This window comes from Pseudomonas sp. GV085, from assembly GCF_003050925.1.
In the GTDB taxonomy this organism is placed as follows: Bacteria; Pseudomonadota; Gammaproteobacteria; order Pseudomonadales; family Pseudomonadaceae; genus Aquipseudomonas.
In genome coordinates this window covers 312,417-326,591 of the sequence record NZ_QAOV01000002.1, presented here as the reverse complement: position 1 = coordinate 326,591, position 14,175 = coordinate 312,417, and the positions used below count along the sequence as shown (strand labels likewise).

Sequence of the window (14,175 nt, the reverse complement as noted above, 5' to 3'; positions counted from 1 at the left end):
ATGCTCCTCACACAAATAACCGATGGAATTAATGGTTGCTGTCTGAGTCGCGACTCTCCAGTCGATGCAATACCTGACGCTGTGGCGCATGCACGTGGCGGCTCCACACTCGCGCATTCAAACGCCAGTTCGGCACCTCCCAAGGCATCTGACCGTTACTCGATAAGCTGATCGATCAACACCGCGTTGGTATAGATCAAGCTGCCGTCGATCGCGCGGTGCCCGACCAGATGAAACTGACCGCGTTCGTCGTGCAGATAGACACGCATTTGACAGTCGGACAAGGGCGCGCATCCCTCGGGCATGATCAACTCCATCGAGTCCATATCGACATCGACCATGGCTTCAGGCTCGTGGGTCTTCTGCAGGCGTTCTTCGGCCTCTTCCAGACGCAGATGCAAAGGTCCGTCGACGTAGAAATGGACTTCCCCGATCGGGGTGGACTTTTGGGCGCCGCTGGTTTTGCACCAGCCTTCGATCGTCAAGGCACTCATGACGAAACCTCCCATTTGGATTGCTGGACGCTGTAGCTATCGTCCCTGCTCAATGCCATCACTTAAGTTTGATGACTGCGCAAGGGCAGGGTTCATCCTTTGGGGCCGCCTCCGGTCGCACTCTGCCGTCCGTCATCAGAAATTAAGTATAGCCGGCAACCGGAACTCCCTTGCCAGCCTCACGGTACAAGCCGATGGCTCTATACTTCTCACTGACTTTACCGCCCGGATGGGTGGTATTTGTCTGCCCTGCCTGGACGTAAGTGGCGATGCTGTTGCATAACCAATGAACAACAGGAATAGGATGAAGAGGACATGGCAATAGCAATTGTCTTGATACTCATCGTTATTGCATCAGTGCTATTCAACATACTGGCGCCCTGGCAGGCGACACCGGCAGCTTCCAACTGGGGCTCCATAGATACCACCCTGTTCATCACCCTGGTCATCAGTGGAATATTTTTCATTGCCATCACGGTATTCATGGCGATAGCGGTGATGCGCTTTCGTCACAAGAAGGGGTCTCGGGCGGCCTACCAGCCAGAAAATAAAAAGCTGGAACTATGGCTGATTATCGTTACCTCGCTAGGGATCGCCGGGATGTTGGCGCCTGGTCTGGTTGTTTATAACGATTTCATCCGGGTGCCGAAAAATGCTTACGAACTTGAAGTGGTCGCCCAGCAGTGGCAGTGGGCCTTTCGTTTTCCCGGTCAGGACGGGAAGTTGGGCAAGTCGGATATCAGGTTTGTTGATTCCGCCAATCCCCTCGGCCTTGATCCCAAGGATCCTGCAGGGCAGGACGATGTGCTGGTAATGAATAATGAAGTTCGCCTTCCGCTCGATCGGCCGGTGAAAGTCTTGCTGCGCGCTAAAGATGTCCTGCACGATTTCTATGTACCGCAAATTCGCAGCAAGATGGATATGGTGCCAGGGATGGTGTCGTACTTTTGGTTTACGCCGACTAAAACCGGAAAATACGAAGTCCTTTGCGCTGAATTTTGTGGCGTAGGGCATTACAACATGCGCGGCCATATGATCGTGGAAGAGCAGGGCGTCTTCGATCAATGGCTAAAGGGCCAACCGACTTTTGCGCAGACATTGACGACAGCGGCCAAACCCGGTCGAGACAGCGTGTTGGAAAAAGGCCGCCAGTTGGTCGAACAGCACGGCTGCAAGGCCTGCCATAGCCAGGATGGCGGTGCCAGTCTCGGCCCGGGATGGAAGGGGCTGTACGGCCGCACTGAAAAGCTTGCCGATGGCACCAGTGTGCAGGTCGACGAGGCCTACCTGAAAGAGTCGATTCTCGATCCGAAGGCCCGCCTGGTACAGGGCTACCCGCCGGTGATGGTGGCCTATACTCTGAAAGATGATGAACTGGGTGCTGTCATCGCCCTGATCAAATCACTGGGTGCTGCGGGGCAAGACGATGGAGCTTCGACTGGCGAAGCGTCGAGCCCGGGTGAAGACCTGGCGGCGCAAGGACAGCGGCTGGCCGGGTCGCTGGGCTGTCTGGCCTGCCACAGTGTCGATGGCAACAAGGGCGTCGGTCCCAGCTGGCAGGGCCTGTATGGCAAGACGGAAACCCTTGCCGACGATACGAGCGTGAAGGTCGATGAGGGCTATCTCAAAGATTCGGTTCTTCATCCCAATGCCAAAATCGTCAAGGGCTATGCAGCCGTCATGCCGGTCCTTGCTCCGAGTGACGAGGAGCTGAATGCACTGATCGCTTTTATCAAATCCAAAGCGAATGCTGACGCTGACACGAACAAGGCGGAGCCAGGGAAGTAGCCGTAAAGCAGCCAGAAATACACTGAAACTTCGACAGGAGGATGACGTGATGGCCTATGCGGAGCAAGCCGAGACAGAAGCATTGCACGAGCCCAAAAGCTTCCTGACCAAATACATCTGGAGTCAGGACCACAAGGTCATAGCCATTCAATATTCCTTGACGGCTCTGTTCGTGGGGCTGATCGCTTTGGTGTTGTCCGGCTTGATGCGCCTGCAGATAGGTTTCCCCGGCAGTTTGGCGTTCATGGACGCCAGTACTTACTATCAGGCGATGACCATGCACGGCATGATCATGGTCATATACTTGCTGACGGCCTTGTTTCTGGGGGGCTTCGGCAACTATCTGATCCCGTTGATGGTGGGTTCCCGCGACATGGTCTTCCCTTATGTCAACATGCTGAGTTACTGGACCTACCTGCTGGCGGTACTGGTGTTGCTCGCCGGTTTCTTTGTTCCTGGCGGTCCCACGGGCTCGGGCTGGACGCTCTATCCGCCACAGTCCATTACTCAGGGGACACCGGGAGTCGAGTGGGGTATCGTACTGATGCTCGTCTCACTGGCGATTTTTATTGTCGCAACCACCATGGGCGGGTTGAACTACGTCACCACAGTGTTGCAGGCGCGCACGCACGGCATGACATTGTTTCGCATGCCGCTCTCGGTATGGGGCATCTTCATGGCCTCGATCATGGCCTTGCTGGCGTTCCCGGCGTTGTTTGTCAGCGCGATCATGATGCTGTTCGACAAGCTGTTGGGTACCAGCTTCTTTATGCCGGCGATGGTCTCGCTGGGGCAGCAGCTCGGTCACCAGGGTGGCAGCCCGATATTGTTCCAGCACCTGTTCTGGTTCTTCGGCCACCCGGAAGTCTACATCGTGGCTCTCCCTGCATTTGGCCTGGTCTCCGACTTGATCAGCACACATGCGCGTAAAAATATCTTCGGCTACCGAATGATGGTGTGGGCCATTATCGCGATTGGCGTACTCAGTTTTGTGGTCTGGGCGCACCATATGTATGTCAGCGGAATGAACCCGTACTTTGGCTTTTTTTTCGCTGTCACCACCTTGATCATCGCGGTGCCTACCGCGCTGAAAGTCTATAACTGGATACTGACCCTGTGGCGCGGCGACATCCATCTCACCGTGCCGATGCTGTTTGCCCTGGCCTTTATCGTCACCTTCCTGGTCGGCGGTCTGACCGGGTTGTTCCTGGGCAATGTGATCGTGGATATACCGCTCTCGGACACTTATTTCGTCGTGGCCCACTTTCATATGGTCATGGGGGTCGCACCGGTACTGGTGGTGTTCGGCGGCATTTATCACTGGTTTCCGAAAGTGACCGGGCGCATGTTGAACGACACCCTGGGCAAGCTGCATTTCTGGATTACCTTTCTGGGCACCTACGCCATCTTCTTCCCCATGCACTACCTGGGTTTCCAGGGCATGCCGCGCCGCTACTACGCCTATGAAAACTACGCGTTCATCCCGCAGTCGGCGCAAGAGTTGAATGCTTTCATTACGGTGGTCGCATTGACCGTCGGGGTTTCCCAATTGCTGTTCTTGTTCAACCTGGCCTGGAGTGCATTCAAGGGCAAGCCGGCAGGCAGTAATCCCTGGGGCGCGGCCAGCCTGGAATGGCAAACGCCGGACACTCCGCCGAAACACGGTAACTGGGGAGAGAAGTTGCCGGTCGTGCATCGCTGGGCCTATGACTACAGTGTGCCGGGGATAGAACAGGATTTTGTGCCGCAAACGGTTTCCGCCGAGGAGCTGGAGCACATGCGGCAACTCAGTGCCGGAACTAAAATCGCGGACGTCAAGACATGAACAGGCTGCTATTGAGAAACGCCGGCGGCGCTGATCCCGGCGGCAGTTGGAGTCACGACCCTGGGGGTATTCAGGCCGCCGAGGGGGCCGATCGAAGCCAAACCGCAAAAGTAGGCCTGCGCCTGTTTCTGGTGGTGGTGAGCTCGTTATTCTTCCTCTTCCTGATCGCCTTTATTGCCCGTTCACAATTGGCGGACTGGGAACCCCTGACAGAGCCTTTGGCGCCGTTGGCCAATCTCCAGCCGCTCTGGCTGAACTCGGCTTTTCTGGTACTCGGTTGCATCGCACTGCAGTGGTCGCGCCTGGCCGCCCGAAAGGCTCGGCCAGGCGCAACTGTCATTGGTTTTGCATTGGGGGGCGTCTTTGCAATTGCCTTTCTGGCGGGGCAACTCTGGGTCTGGCAGCAGTTTGTCGCCTGGGGCTACTTTGTGGCCAGCAATCCGGCCAACAGTTTCTTCTACCTGTTGACCGGCCTGCATGGGCTCCACCTGCTGGGCGGGGTGATCGCCTGGTGCTGGATCGTCGCTAAATTCCTGCGTCATGTGCCATTGGCGCAACTTGGCGCCAGCGTAGAACTCTGTGCCATCTATTGGCATTACTTGTTGGGTCTCTGGTTCGTACTATTCGCGCTGCTGGCCAGCACGCCACAAACCTATGAAGCCATCGCCAGATTCTGCGGCCTGAGGTGAAAAGCCATGGCATTGCACCCACAAGCCCAAGCCCAAGCCCAAACCGAGAGCCGTTCATCCAATCCACCGGGCTCACCGCCTGCACCGGGATGGCAGGGCATCGCCAGCGACTGGTCCTCGGATAGGGAGGCCTTCAAGCAGGTCCCCTGGGGCAAGGCGATGATGTGGATCTTCCTGCTCAGCGACACTTTTATATTCACCTGTTTTCTGACCGGCTACATGTCGGTACGCATGGCCATCACTACCGCCTGGCCGAACCCCAGTGAAGTGTTCGCATTGACGATCGGCGGAAGAGAGATCCCGCTTATTCTGATCGCCATCATGACTTTTGTGCTGATCAGTAGCAGCGGCACCATGGCCATGGCCGTGAATTTCGCCTATCGCCGTGATCGTGCGAAAACGACGGCCCTGATGCTGGCGACCGCTGCCTTGGGTGTGACCTTCGTCAGCATGCAGGCATTTGAATGGAGCAAGCTCATCGCAGAAGGGGTGCGTCCCTGGGGGAACCCCATGGGGGCAGCGCAATTTGGTGCCAGCTTTTTCATGATTACCGGTTTTCACGGACTGCATGTGTCAATCGGCGCCATCTACCTCAGCATTGTTGCGCGCAAAGTATTGCGGGGAGATTATGAGCGCTCCGGAAACTATCAGAACGTTGAGATAGCCGGACTTTACTGGCACTTCGTGGATTTGGTGTGGGTGTTTATTTTTGCATTCTTCTATTTATGGTAGAGGAGCACGGGTGATGGCACATGCTCAGAGTCAGCAACATCCAATCAGTTTGTACCTTAAAATCTGGGGGCTGTTATTCGTCCTCAGCACGATGTCGTACCTTGTCGACTATTTCCACTTCCATGGCTACCTTCGGTGGTTCCTGATTATCACTTTCATGTTGTTGAAGGCAGGTTTAATTGTCTCCATCTTCATGCATATGGCCTGGGAGCGGCTGGCCCTGGTCTATGCCATATTGGTGCCGCCTTTGTGTTTACTGGTGCTCGTCGGACTGATGGCCACCGAAGCAGACTATGTTTTCCTCAGCCGGGTCATTTTCTTCGGCCAATAAGCCGCTTTCGGACGGCCATCAGTTTCCAGACGCTAACCCGATATCACTCGCTTGAACTGATGCCATTTGTGCTGCCAGGCCACTGTCCAGTGGGGGGCTGCCGCTCCCGTGCCGGCGATCTTCAGATTTGGATGATGATCGATTACCTGGTCCAGGATCGATTCCTGATCCGGTTCAACATCCACGAAGAAAATATGCTTGCCCTCTTTTACCACCTGCTGGAAATTGCGGAAGTGAGTGTTCGGCACCTGGAACCCAAAAAAACCGCCTTCCCAGATGCAGAAGCCCAAAATAACAATGGCCAGGAAGACAAAAGGCGTCCAGCCTGCTGCGGATTCGGTCCAGCCCATCCAATAGGCGCCACCCAGGACCAGTGCTGCAAGGGGCAGACCGACTACAGCACCAATCTCACCGGAATGAACAGCATCCTGTTCCATTAACGAGTTGACCTCGTGGAGGTGATGTTCTTCGACATCAGCAACTTTTTCACTGAGTACATGAATCTGTTCAGAATTGATGCCGCTGGCTTCCAACTCATTTTCAACTGTTTCGAGATCGTTGAGATTGTCACTGATGTAATAGTGCCGATTCATGCCACACCTCCCAACCCAAGTTCGCCGTAGACCTCCTTTTTCCGGCAGCCGTTAATAACCGAGATTTGCAGTCAGTAGCTGTGCCGTGGGGAACGTTGCACACTTCTTGCCAACTGAAAAAAAGTATAGCACTCGCCAGCACGCCCCCTAGTTGATCTGCACTATGACCGGACCTTCGGTTACGATCGGCGGGTTGGCGCGGATACTCGAGGTGTTTTTCTGAATCCAGTCACGCGCGACTTTCAGGCTCGCATCACAGCCGGCCTTGTCTATGCAAACAGTGATCGCCGTACCACCGTCACCCGTATTGAGCAATGTGTAGCTGACGAGGCCAGGCACTGTCCGCAAGGTCGCTTCGATGTCGTCTTTGCGCTCTTCCAGAAGCTCGAAAAGCTGCTTCGCTCCCGTACCCAGATAGGTTCTTATCACTGCGTACATAGTCGTCTCCTTTGGGAGTACCGTCTTGATGCCCATCCAGATCCGTTGGAGGCCGCCATCACGCAAGTTTCAGCTCGCCCTGATTCATTAAGCTTAGACAAACGCCGGCGACAACCGAAATGCAACGACCACCGGCCCATCGCAAACATCAAAAACCGCGGAGCTAACTGAAAACCCGGCGCTAACCGAACCTTGAACATTGACGCAACTGCGCCGGGCTCACGCCAAGGCGTTGCTTGAAGGTGGTCGCCATGTGTGCCTGGGAGTTGAAACCGCAGGCGTAGGCGATCTCCGTCAGTGTGGCGGTCGAATCGCGCATCAGGGTTCGGGCTCTGGCGAGGCGTCGGTCGATCAGGTAAGCGTGCGGGCTTTTGCCTGTGGCGTTTTTGAAGGCCCGCATGAAATAACCTTCGGACAATCCAAGCAGGCCCGCCATCGCCGGTACGCTCAACGGGCCATCGAGGCCGGCATCAATGAACTCATCGAGCAAGCGCATCCGGTAACCGGTTATCGAGCCATGGGCCGGTGACAGCACGGCCTCGCTACCCGTCGCCCGCGCAGACAATGCCAGTGCCCAGGCCTCCCAATCGTCCTCCACGGACGCGCGCAACAGCGCGGTGCGCATTCGCCATGCGAGGGCAGTGGCCTGCCGGTCGATGCGATTGTTGAAGGCACGATCCCCCACCAGCGCAATACCGTCGGTGCGCATCACCCGCAGGTATTCACCGCCCGTGGGTGATTCGGACAACACGTCACACCCGGCGGGAACGAACGCCAGGCCGTCGGGCACGGCATCGAAAGGGCGTATTCGGTCACTGCCGATAGCGTGCAGGCCCCGCTGGCTGTCGAAGGCAAAGCCGATTCCCGCCTGGGTCGCCACATAGCGGGTCGCGTAGGCGCGGCCGGGTAGCAATTCGATCGCCCAGGGGCCGGCCTCGATGCGGCGGACCGGTTCGGACAGGAGCGTTGGCGGCAGGCGATTTCGATGGCTCATGAACGCCATAGTAGTGAAGAGGGGGGACAAAAGTCAGGTCAGTTTTTTGAAAGCCGGCGTACTACGCCCGTGTCCAGACTGGGCAAAATCTCAGGGGAATAACTCATGCACAGAATCACTCGCGACGACATCGAACAGGCTGCACGCAACGTTTACCAGGTCATGCCGGCCACCGCCCAATACCCCTGGCCCTTGCTGGCTCGGCGGTTGGGTTGCTCGGTGTGGGTCAAGCACGAAAATCACACGCCTACCGGTGCTTTCAAAGTGCGTGGTGGTATCACGTTCATGCACTGGCTCAAACGCGAGTACCCAGGCGCGAAGGGCATTGTCAGCGCTACCCGCGGCAACCATGGTCAGAGCCTGGCGCTGGCGGCTGGCGCACTGGGTTTGCGGGCGTTGATCGTAGTGCCGCAAGGTAACTCGGTAGAAAAGAACAACGCCATGCGCGGCTTTGGCGCTGAAGTGGTCGAGTATGGCCGCGATTTCGATGAGGCCCGTGAAGAGGCTGCACGCCTTGCGCACGTGCATGACCTGTTCCTGGTCCCGCCGTTTCACACCGAGCTGGTCAAAGGCGTCGCCACTTATGCGCTGGAGCTGTTCAACGCAGCGCCGGACCTGGATACCGTATATGTACCGATTGGCTGTGGTTCGGGGATTTGCGGGGTGATCGCCGCCCGCGATGCGCTGGGCCTGAACACCCGGGTGGTGGGCGTGGTTTCCACGGAGGCGGCCGCCGCACAGTTGTCGTTTGACACCGGAGTCCTGTGCGAAACCGCCTCGGCAACCACCTTTGCCGACGGTCTGGCCGTACGCAAGCCAGTGCCTGAGGCCTTTGCCGTTTACGCGAAAGGTGCTGCGCGGATTGTAGCGGTCAGTGATGCGCAGATTGCCGAGGCCATGCGCGTGTATTACACCGATACCCATAACCTGGCTGAAGGGGCTGGTGCGGCGGCGCTGGCAGCGCTCATTTCGGAGCGTGAAGCCATGTCGGGAAGAAAGGTGGGTGTGATCCTGTCCGGTGGCAACGTCGACAGACCGGTGTATGCGCAAGTGATTGCATGAAGGGGCAATGATCTTGGTCACATAAATTTGGCCACATAAATTTGAAATGCACGGCGTTGCTCGACACAATCGCGCCCCGATCCGGCCAGAAGGCGCCGGACGTTTGTGGTGAAAAGGGGCCGCTGGTGAACGAACAGACATTGTCCATGCGCCTGGAGCGCGTGGCGGCGCATGTGCCAGCCGGCGCGCGCCTGGCCGATATCGGCTCGGATCACGGCTACCTGCCGGTGGCGCTGATGCGCCGTGGCGCCATCGCGGCGGCAGTGGCCGGCGAGGTGGCGTTGACGCCGTTCCGCTCGGCCGAGCGTACCGTGCGCGAGAACGGCCTGGACTCGCAGATCACCGTGCGCCTGGCCAACGGCCTGGCGGCAATCGAGCCGGGAGACAGGATCACGGCAATCAGCATCTGCGGTATGGGCGGCGAAACGATCCGCGACATCCTCGACAGCGGCAAGGCGTACCTGAGCGGTCAGGAGCGCCTGATCCTGCAACCCAACGGCGGCGAACAGCCACTGCGCCAATGGCTGATGGACAATGGCTACCGCATCCTCTGCGAGGAAGTGCTGCGGGAAAACCGTTTCGACTACGAAATCATCGTCGCCGAGCGCACCGGGCCGGTGATGTACACCGCCCAGGAGCTGTACTTCGGCCCATTGCAGATGCAGGCCCGCAGTCCGGCGTTCCTGCTCAAGTGGCAGCGCAAGTTGCGCCAGAAGCACAAGACCCTGACCCACTTTGCCCGGATGCAACAGGCCGTGCCCGAGGAAAAGGTGCAGGACATCGTGCGCCAGGCCCGGTGGATCACCCAGTTGCTGGCTTGAGCCCGTTCCGGGATTTTGTACGCGTCTTCGCTCACGCGGACGATGAGTCCCCCTTTTTTCCGGTCCCACCATTGCCTTTGGCCTGGCGGGCGCTGCGACGCAGTTCCTGTGGCGTGCGCCCCACGACTCGCACGAAGCTGCGAAGCATGTGGTCGGCATCGCCGAATCCGAAGCACCTGGCGATCTCTTCGAATGTCTGCAGGCCGTCCTCAACCAGTGGCCGCGCCGACTCGATGCGCAGGCGCTCGATAGCTTTGGCCGGCGTCACCCCGACCGATGCTGCGAACACGCGGCCAAACTGGCGCACGCTCATATGTGCAACGTCGGCCAGGCGTTCAACCGACAGATCATCACGCAGATGATCGCGCACATGGCTCAACACTGTGCGGATCCGATCCGAGCCCGGGTCGAAATCCAGCAGCGAAGAGAACTGGTACTGACCGCCCGGTCGCCGATAGTAGACCACCAGCATGCGCGCGACGGAACGTGACACGTCCTTTCCCAGGTCCTGCTCGATCATCGCCAGGGCCATGTCGATGCCAGCCGACATGCCTGCAGAGGTCCAGACATTCCCGTCTTCGGTCCAGATTCGATCTCCATCCACGCGCAGTGCCGGATAGCGTGCCTGCAATTGCGGCGCGTAGTTCCAGTGCGTGGTCGCCACGCGACCGTCGAGCAGGCCGCTCTCGGCCAGCAGGAAGGCGCCCGTGCAGACGCTGGCAGTGCGGCGAGCGCGCGGGGACATCTGCCGAATCGCCGCTGCCATCGGCAGCATCCGGTCATCGATCGGAGCGGTGGGGGCGCCGACGATGATCAGCGTGTCGAGGTGGTCGACCACCTGCAAGGCTTGCGTCGCGACTTGCAGTCCGCTCGAAGCGCTGATCAATCCGCCTTCAAGGGAAGCGACTGTGAATCGATAGCCAGAAGGGCGCGCACGATTGGCGTTGGAGAAGGCTTCGAGCGGTCCACTCAGATCAAGCAATACGAAGCCCGAATAGACCAGGAAACATATGTGACGCTGCATGCACGGAACATCCACGATCTGAATGGGGGGAGCCATAGTACGCGCTGGCTGTCTGGAAGGTCACGGGGGGCATTGAGCCCACCCGTCTCATGCAAGGTGAGGAGCTTGTCGGCCGAAATCCAGGGATATATGTCCATTTCGTGCCGTCTTCTCGCCGTACCGTGAATGCACCACCCCCACATTGCGGACGTGCAACATGACCTTCAACCGAATTCATCCCGCCAGACTCATCTCCTGCGCCACCTTGCTGGGGGCTATCCTGATGGCGCCCGGCATCGGCTTCGCCGCCGAGACCCCCTATGCCGATCCGGCCAAACCCGCGCTCCCGGCCTCCACCTTTCAATGGGATTCCAGTCGAACCGCGCTGGTCGTGATCGACCCGCAGATCGACTTCATGAGCCCGGAGGGTGCGGGCTGGTCAATCTTCGGCCAGAGCGTGACCGAGCAGAACCTGGTGCCGAATCTGACCCGGCTTTTCACGGCGTTCAAGCAGGCCGGGGCAACCGTCGCCATCTCGCCGCACTACTACTATCCCCACGATCATCAGTGGGAGTTTGAAGCGCCAGCGGAGAGCGTTCAGCACAAGCTGGGTATGTTCGACCGCAAGGGCGCCCTGACGCTGGATGGATTCCGCAACTCGGGTGCCGATTTCATGAAGGAGTTCAAACCCTTCATCGAAGACGGCAAGACCCTCGTCGCATCACCTCACAAGCTGTATGGCCCGCAAAGCAACGACCTGATGCTGCAGTTGCGCAAGCAGCGAATCGACAAAATCATCCTGGCCGGCATGGCGTCCAATCTGTGCGTCGAATCGCATCTACGCGAGTTTCTGGAGCGTGGTTTCGAGGTAGTCGTCGTACGTGACGCGGTCGCCGGCCCGAAGCTGCCTGATGGCGACGGATACGGGAGTGCGCTGGTCAATTTCCGCTACATCGCCAACGGCCTGATGACCACCGATGAGGTCGTGAAAAAGCTGGAAGGGCGCTGATCAGCGGTATGACCCATCCGCTGAACAGACACGGGAGTCCTTGTGGCTCCCGTGCCCGCTGACTGATTCGGAATGACCCATGAGCGAAGGATCGGCCTCATCACTCTTCCTTTCCGAGTGGTTTGATCCGCTCTGATTTTTCCGCAGTTATAAGCGCGGCATGGTCGCCGCTGATGAGCGCCGCGTCCCCGGATTTGGGGAGGGAACGGGCTAGGCAATGTTCGCCTTCGGTCGGGTCTGGCGATGTGAGTTCAGCGCGATTGCTGTTTTTTTTCGACAGAAGACAGGAAACGATTCAGCCCCGTAGCGACGCAGGTTTCAGCCAAGGAAACAGGTACCCCCAAGTGTTGGATTTAGTACCGTTTGTCGAGCATTCTGCTCAAAAAGTGAACGATTTTGATAGGCTTCGCTCTGATGTTCCAGCAGACGGGATCCCTTGAGAGGTCGCGCTGCACTCACTAATAAAAAGGACGTATACCTCATCTGCATTGAATGGAATGCACATGGGGATTTTTTTTACCTGAGACCTGGAGTGATTGTATGCCGTCATCACTGACTCGCTGGGCGAGTCGCTCCCTCTTGTAATACCTAATTATTAAGTTGCTTCAATCATTGCGAACTTGATCTTGCAGGTGCGAATAAATAATTCGCATGCCTGGGGCATGGTCAATTTGCACTGCTGTTATAAGTGGAGATGTCATCTTGGATATTAATACAATGATCGGCCTGCTCGGCCAAAAAGAATCCATGGAGTTTTTGCGTTTAGGTGTTGTTTACGTTCACCTGTTGGCTTGCTGCGTAGCGATTGGCCTGGTGTTTGCCAGCGATGCCGCGATGGTCAAGGATTTATGGAACGGTCGTGTGTCGTCGGGGCACGATAATGAACATATGGCCAGTCTTCAGAAGTCTGTTTCCAATGCGTTGATATTCTTGTGGATCACCGGAGCTGCGATTATAGGTATTGATTACCTTGATAAAGGCATGAACTATTTTGCCAATCCGAAACTTCAAGCCAAAGTCATTATTGTATTGTTGCTGACATTCAACGGCATGTTGTTGCACCGTTATGTATTGCCGGCAATGCTGAAGGTCGGATCGCTGCTTGATCTCAAGGTCAGTGTACGAATGTTTGCCCTGTTCTCTGGCGCACTGTCGGGCGTGTCCTGGCTGTATGCCGCCATGCTCGGTGTCGGTCGACCGCTGGCCTGGAAATATTCGCTCACCGAGTTGCTGATGGCCTATCCGGTGTTGATCGTGCTCGGCTTTGCGATGATGGTGGCGCTGACTCAGTGGGCGCGCAATCGCCACGAGGCAACGCCGACCCAGGAGACTTGGCTGTTCGCGGGAATTCCTGCGCTGCGCTGAGCTGAAGACATCGCTACTCCTGAGCGCCGATGGCAACGTCGGCGCTTTTTTTTTGATTCTTCACGCAATCCCGGGAAACACCGATAACGCAATACCTGTAGGAGCCGGCTTGCCGGCGATGGACTCAAGTGCGCCGCGTTTATCCGGTTTACACGCGTTATCGTTGACGACCATCGCTGCGATGCGGCGCCCCGACAAGCCAGCTCCTACAAGAGACCGCGTCCTGGTCGAAAATCAGCGCCAGGGCCCGGCCGGGGTCCATGGCCGACTATAATTTAGTGTGGGGGGGACCGTCGGAGGTGGCGCTATGCGTATCTTCAAGCAACTCCTGCTCTTGGTCGCGGGGCTTCTGGCAAGCAGCTTCTCCCTGGAGGCAATCAGCGGTGGCGGCCTCGGTCAAAATCCTTACCCGGCCGTTCTGGTCAGTGGGCAGCCACAGCAATGCGGGCAATTCCACCATTTCCACAGTGGCTCGTTTCATATGGGAAACCGGCATTTCGCGCCAATGCACAGCCAGCATTTCGTACCAATGCACAGCCGGCATTTCGCGCCAATGCACAGCCAGCATTTCGTACCAATGCACAGCCGGCATTTCATACCAATGCACAACCGGCATTTCGTACCAATGCACAACCAGCACTTCATACCGATCCACCGGATAAACAGCTTCGAGGTGATCAGAGGGTCCGGGTTCAGCGATCAGCGCTTCGGTTCCAGGCACGTTCACTTTGTGCGTCAGTTCGATCCGCGGACGGGGCAGTTTCTGATTCGGGAAATTGTCTGGTGACGCATGCCGCTCCAGAGAACCGAGCAGTAACAACTCACACCATCCGTTCCTGACGCAATACCTCACCCCGAAGTCCCCGCAGGGCCGGACGGTGGGAAGCCGATCATCCTTTCGGCAGGAGGAGGGTAGCGGGGTTGACCTCGCGTCTACCGCTCATCGCCAAGGCATAAAATAAACTTTGACATGATTGGGGCTTTGGTTGAGTATTCATCTATCGCATGCGATCTAGTCGAGTGCGATGGCA

General features: G+C 57.4%; 15 protein-coding genes. 9 read left to right on the top strand and 6 right to left on the bottom strand.

Going from position 1 to position 14,175, the window contains the following annotated elements; all coding sequences use genetic code 11:
* Nucleotides 1–155 precede the first annotated feature (155 nt).
* Nucleotides 156–494, bottom strand: a complete 339-nt coding sequence (locus C8K63_RS05335) for a hypothetical protein (RefSeq protein WP_108216073.1) — start codon at nucleotides 492–494, stop codon at nucleotides 156–158.
* Nucleotides 495–809: 315 nt separating this feature from the next.
* Between C8K63_RS05335 and C8K63_RS05330 the strand changes: the two genes are divergently transcribed.
* The 5 genes from C8K63_RS05330 to C8K63_RS05310 are packed head-to-tail and all read left to right on the top strand — an operon-like array spanning nucleotide 810 to nucleotide 5,859.
* Entirely contained in the window at nucleotides 810–2,282 is a 1,473-nt protein-coding gene (locus C8K63_RS05330; RefSeq protein WP_108215744.1) for a c-type cytochrome, read from the top strand.
* 49 nt (nucleotides 2,283–2,331) lie between these two features.
* Nucleotides 2,332–4,107 (top strand): cytochrome c oxidase subunit I, encoded by a 1,776-nt coding sequence (gene ctaD / locus C8K63_RS05325; protein ID WP_108215743.1) that lies wholly within the window; start codon nucleotides 2,332–2,334, stop codon nucleotides 4,105–4,107.
* Nucleotides 4,104–4,796 (top strand): cytochrome c oxidase subunit 3, encoded by a 693-nt coding sequence (locus C8K63_RS05320; protein WP_108215742.1) that lies wholly within the window; start codon nucleotides 4,104–4,106, stop codon nucleotides 4,794–4,796. Before ctaD ends, C8K63_RS05320 begins: the two co-directional genes overlap by 4 nt.
* Nucleotides 4,797–4,802: 6 nt before the next feature.
* Complete coding sequence (locus tag C8K63_RS05315) at nucleotides 4,803–5,528, top strand: heme-copper oxidase subunit III family protein (protein ID WP_108215741.1); 726 nt, start codon at nucleotides 4,803–4,805, stop codon at nucleotides 5,526–5,528.
* A 13-nt stretch (nucleotides 5,529–5,541) separates the two neighbouring features.
* A complete protein-coding gene (locus C8K63_RS05310) occupies nucleotides 5,542–5,859 on the top strand; it encodes a cytochrome C oxidase subunit IV family protein (protein WP_108215740.1) in 318 nt (105 codons plus the stop codon).
* 32 nt (nucleotides 5,860–5,891) lie between these two features.
* Here C8K63_RS05310 and C8K63_RS05305 read toward each other — a convergent pair whose 3' ends face one another.
* The 3 genes from C8K63_RS05305 to C8K63_RS05295 all read right to left on the bottom strand — a co-directional run bounded on the left by C8K63_RS05305 (nucleotide 5,892) and on the right by C8K63_RS05295 (nucleotide 7,893).
* On the bottom strand, nucleotides 5,892–6,452 hold the full coding sequence (locus C8K63_RS05305) for a hypothetical protein (RefSeq protein ID WP_108215739.1): 561 nt from the start codon (nucleotides 6,450–6,452) through the stop codon (nucleotides 5,892–5,894).
* Between the two features lie 147 nt (nucleotides 6,453–6,599).
* The gene (locus tag C8K63_RS05300; protein WP_108215738.1) at nucleotides 6,600–6,890 is read right to left on the bottom strand and encodes a hypothetical protein; all 291 of its coding nucleotides are present in this window, start codon (nucleotides 6,888–6,890) and stop codon (nucleotides 6,600–6,602) included.
* Between the two features lie 181 nt (nucleotides 6,891–7,071).
* Nucleotides 7,072–7,893, bottom strand: a complete 822-nt coding sequence (locus C8K63_RS05295; RefSeq protein WP_108215737.1) for an AraC family transcriptional regulator — start codon at nucleotides 7,891–7,893, stop codon at nucleotides 7,072–7,074.
* Between the two features lie 96 nt (nucleotides 7,894–7,989).
* On the opposite strand from C8K63_RS05295, the gene C8K63_RS05290 reads away from it, so the two are divergent.
* On the top strand, nucleotides 7,990–8,946 hold the full coding sequence (locus C8K63_RS05290; RefSeq protein ID WP_108215736.1) for a threonine dehydratase: 957 nt from the start codon (nucleotides 7,990–7,992) through the stop codon (nucleotides 8,944–8,946).
* A gap of 125 nt (nucleotides 8,947–9,071) precedes the next feature.
* A complete protein-coding gene (locus C8K63_RS05285) occupies nucleotides 9,072–9,767 on the top strand; it encodes a tRNA (adenine(22)-N(1))-methyltransferase TrmK (protein WP_108216072.1) in 696 nt (231 codons plus the stop codon).
* 31 nt (nucleotides 9,768–9,798) lie between these two features.
* On the opposite strand, the gene C8K63_RS05280 is transcribed toward C8K63_RS05285, so the two are convergent.
* Nucleotides 9,799–10,791 (bottom strand): GlxA family transcriptional regulator, encoded by a 993-nt coding sequence (locus C8K63_RS05280; RefSeq protein ID WP_108215735.1) that lies wholly within the window; start codon nucleotides 10,789–10,791, stop codon nucleotides 9,799–9,801.
* A 196-nt stretch (nucleotides 10,792–10,987) separates the two neighbouring features.
* On the opposite strand from C8K63_RS05280, the gene C8K63_RS05275 reads away from it, so the two are divergent.
* Both C8K63_RS05275 and C8K63_RS05270 read left to right on the top strand, forming a co-directional pair.
* Nucleotides 10,988–11,779: a cysteine hydrolase gene (locus C8K63_RS05275; RefSeq protein WP_177413283.1), complete on the top strand. Its 792-nt coding sequence runs from the start codon at nucleotides 10,988–10,990 to the stop codon at nucleotides 11,777–11,779.
* Nucleotides 11,780–12,496: 717 nt separating this feature from the next.
* Complete coding sequence (locus C8K63_RS05270) at nucleotides 12,497–13,144, top strand: hypothetical protein (RefSeq protein ID WP_108215734.1); 648 nt, start codon at nucleotides 12,497–12,499, stop codon at nucleotides 13,142–13,144.
* Between the two features lie 268 nt (nucleotides 13,145–13,412).
* Here C8K63_RS05270 and C8K63_RS30315 read toward each other — a convergent pair whose 3' ends face one another.
* Complete coding sequence (locus tag C8K63_RS30315) at nucleotides 13,413–13,964, bottom strand: hypothetical protein (RefSeq protein ID WP_158273932.1); 552 nt, start codon at nucleotides 13,962–13,964, stop codon at nucleotides 13,413–13,415.
* Nucleotides 13,965–14,175: the final 211 nt, after the last annotated feature.

Bases quoted from the DNA above. Each gene is read 5' to 3' on its own strand.
- C8K63_RS05335 (WP_108216073.1), bottom strand. From the start codon at position 494: ATGAGTGCCTTGACGATCGAAGGCTGGTGCAAAACCAGCGGCGCCCAA.
- C8K63_RS05330 (WP_108215744.1), top strand. From the start codon at position 810: ATGGCAATAGCAATTGTCTTGATACTCATCGTTATTGCATCAGTGCTA.
- ctaD (WP_108215743.1), top strand. From the start codon at position 2,332: ATGGCCTATGCGGAGCAAGCCGAGACAGAAGCATTGCACGAGCCCAAA.
- C8K63_RS05320 (WP_108215742.1), top strand. From the start codon at position 4,104: ATGAACAGGCTGCTATTGAGAAACGCCGGCGGCGCTGATCCCGGCGGC.
- C8K63_RS05315 (WP_108215741.1), top strand. From the start codon at position 4,803: ATGGCATTGCACCCACAAGCCCAAGCCCAAGCCCAAACCGAGAGCCGT.
- C8K63_RS05310 (WP_108215740.1), top strand. From the start codon at position 5,542: ATGGCACATGCTCAGAGTCAGCAACATCCAATCAGTTTGTACCTTAAA.
- C8K63_RS05305 (WP_108215739.1), bottom strand. From the start codon at position 6,452: ATGAATCGGCACTATTACATCAGTGACAATCTCAACGATCTCGAAACA.
- C8K63_RS05300 (WP_108215738.1), bottom strand. From the start codon at position 6,890: ATGTACGCAGTGATAAGAACCTATCTGGGTACGGGAGCGAAGCAGCTT.
- C8K63_RS05295 (WP_108215737.1), bottom strand. From the start codon at position 7,893: ATGGCGTTCATGAGCCATCGAAATCGCCTGCCGCCAACGCTCCTGTCC.
- C8K63_RS05290 (WP_108215736.1), top strand. From the start codon at position 7,990: ATGCACAGAATCACTCGCGACGACATCGAACAGGCTGCACGCAACGTT.
- C8K63_RS05280 (WP_108215735.1), bottom strand. From the start codon at position 10,791: ATGCAGCGTCACATATGTTTCCTGGTCTATTCGGGCTTCGTATTGCTT.
- C8K63_RS05275 (WP_177413283.1), top strand. From the start codon at position 10,988: ATGACCTTCAACCGAATTCATCCCGCCAGACTCATCTCCTGCGCCACC.
- C8K63_RS05270 (WP_108215734.1), top strand. From the start codon at position 12,497: ATGATCGGCCTGCTCGGCCAAAAAGAATCCATGGAGTTTTTGCGTTTA.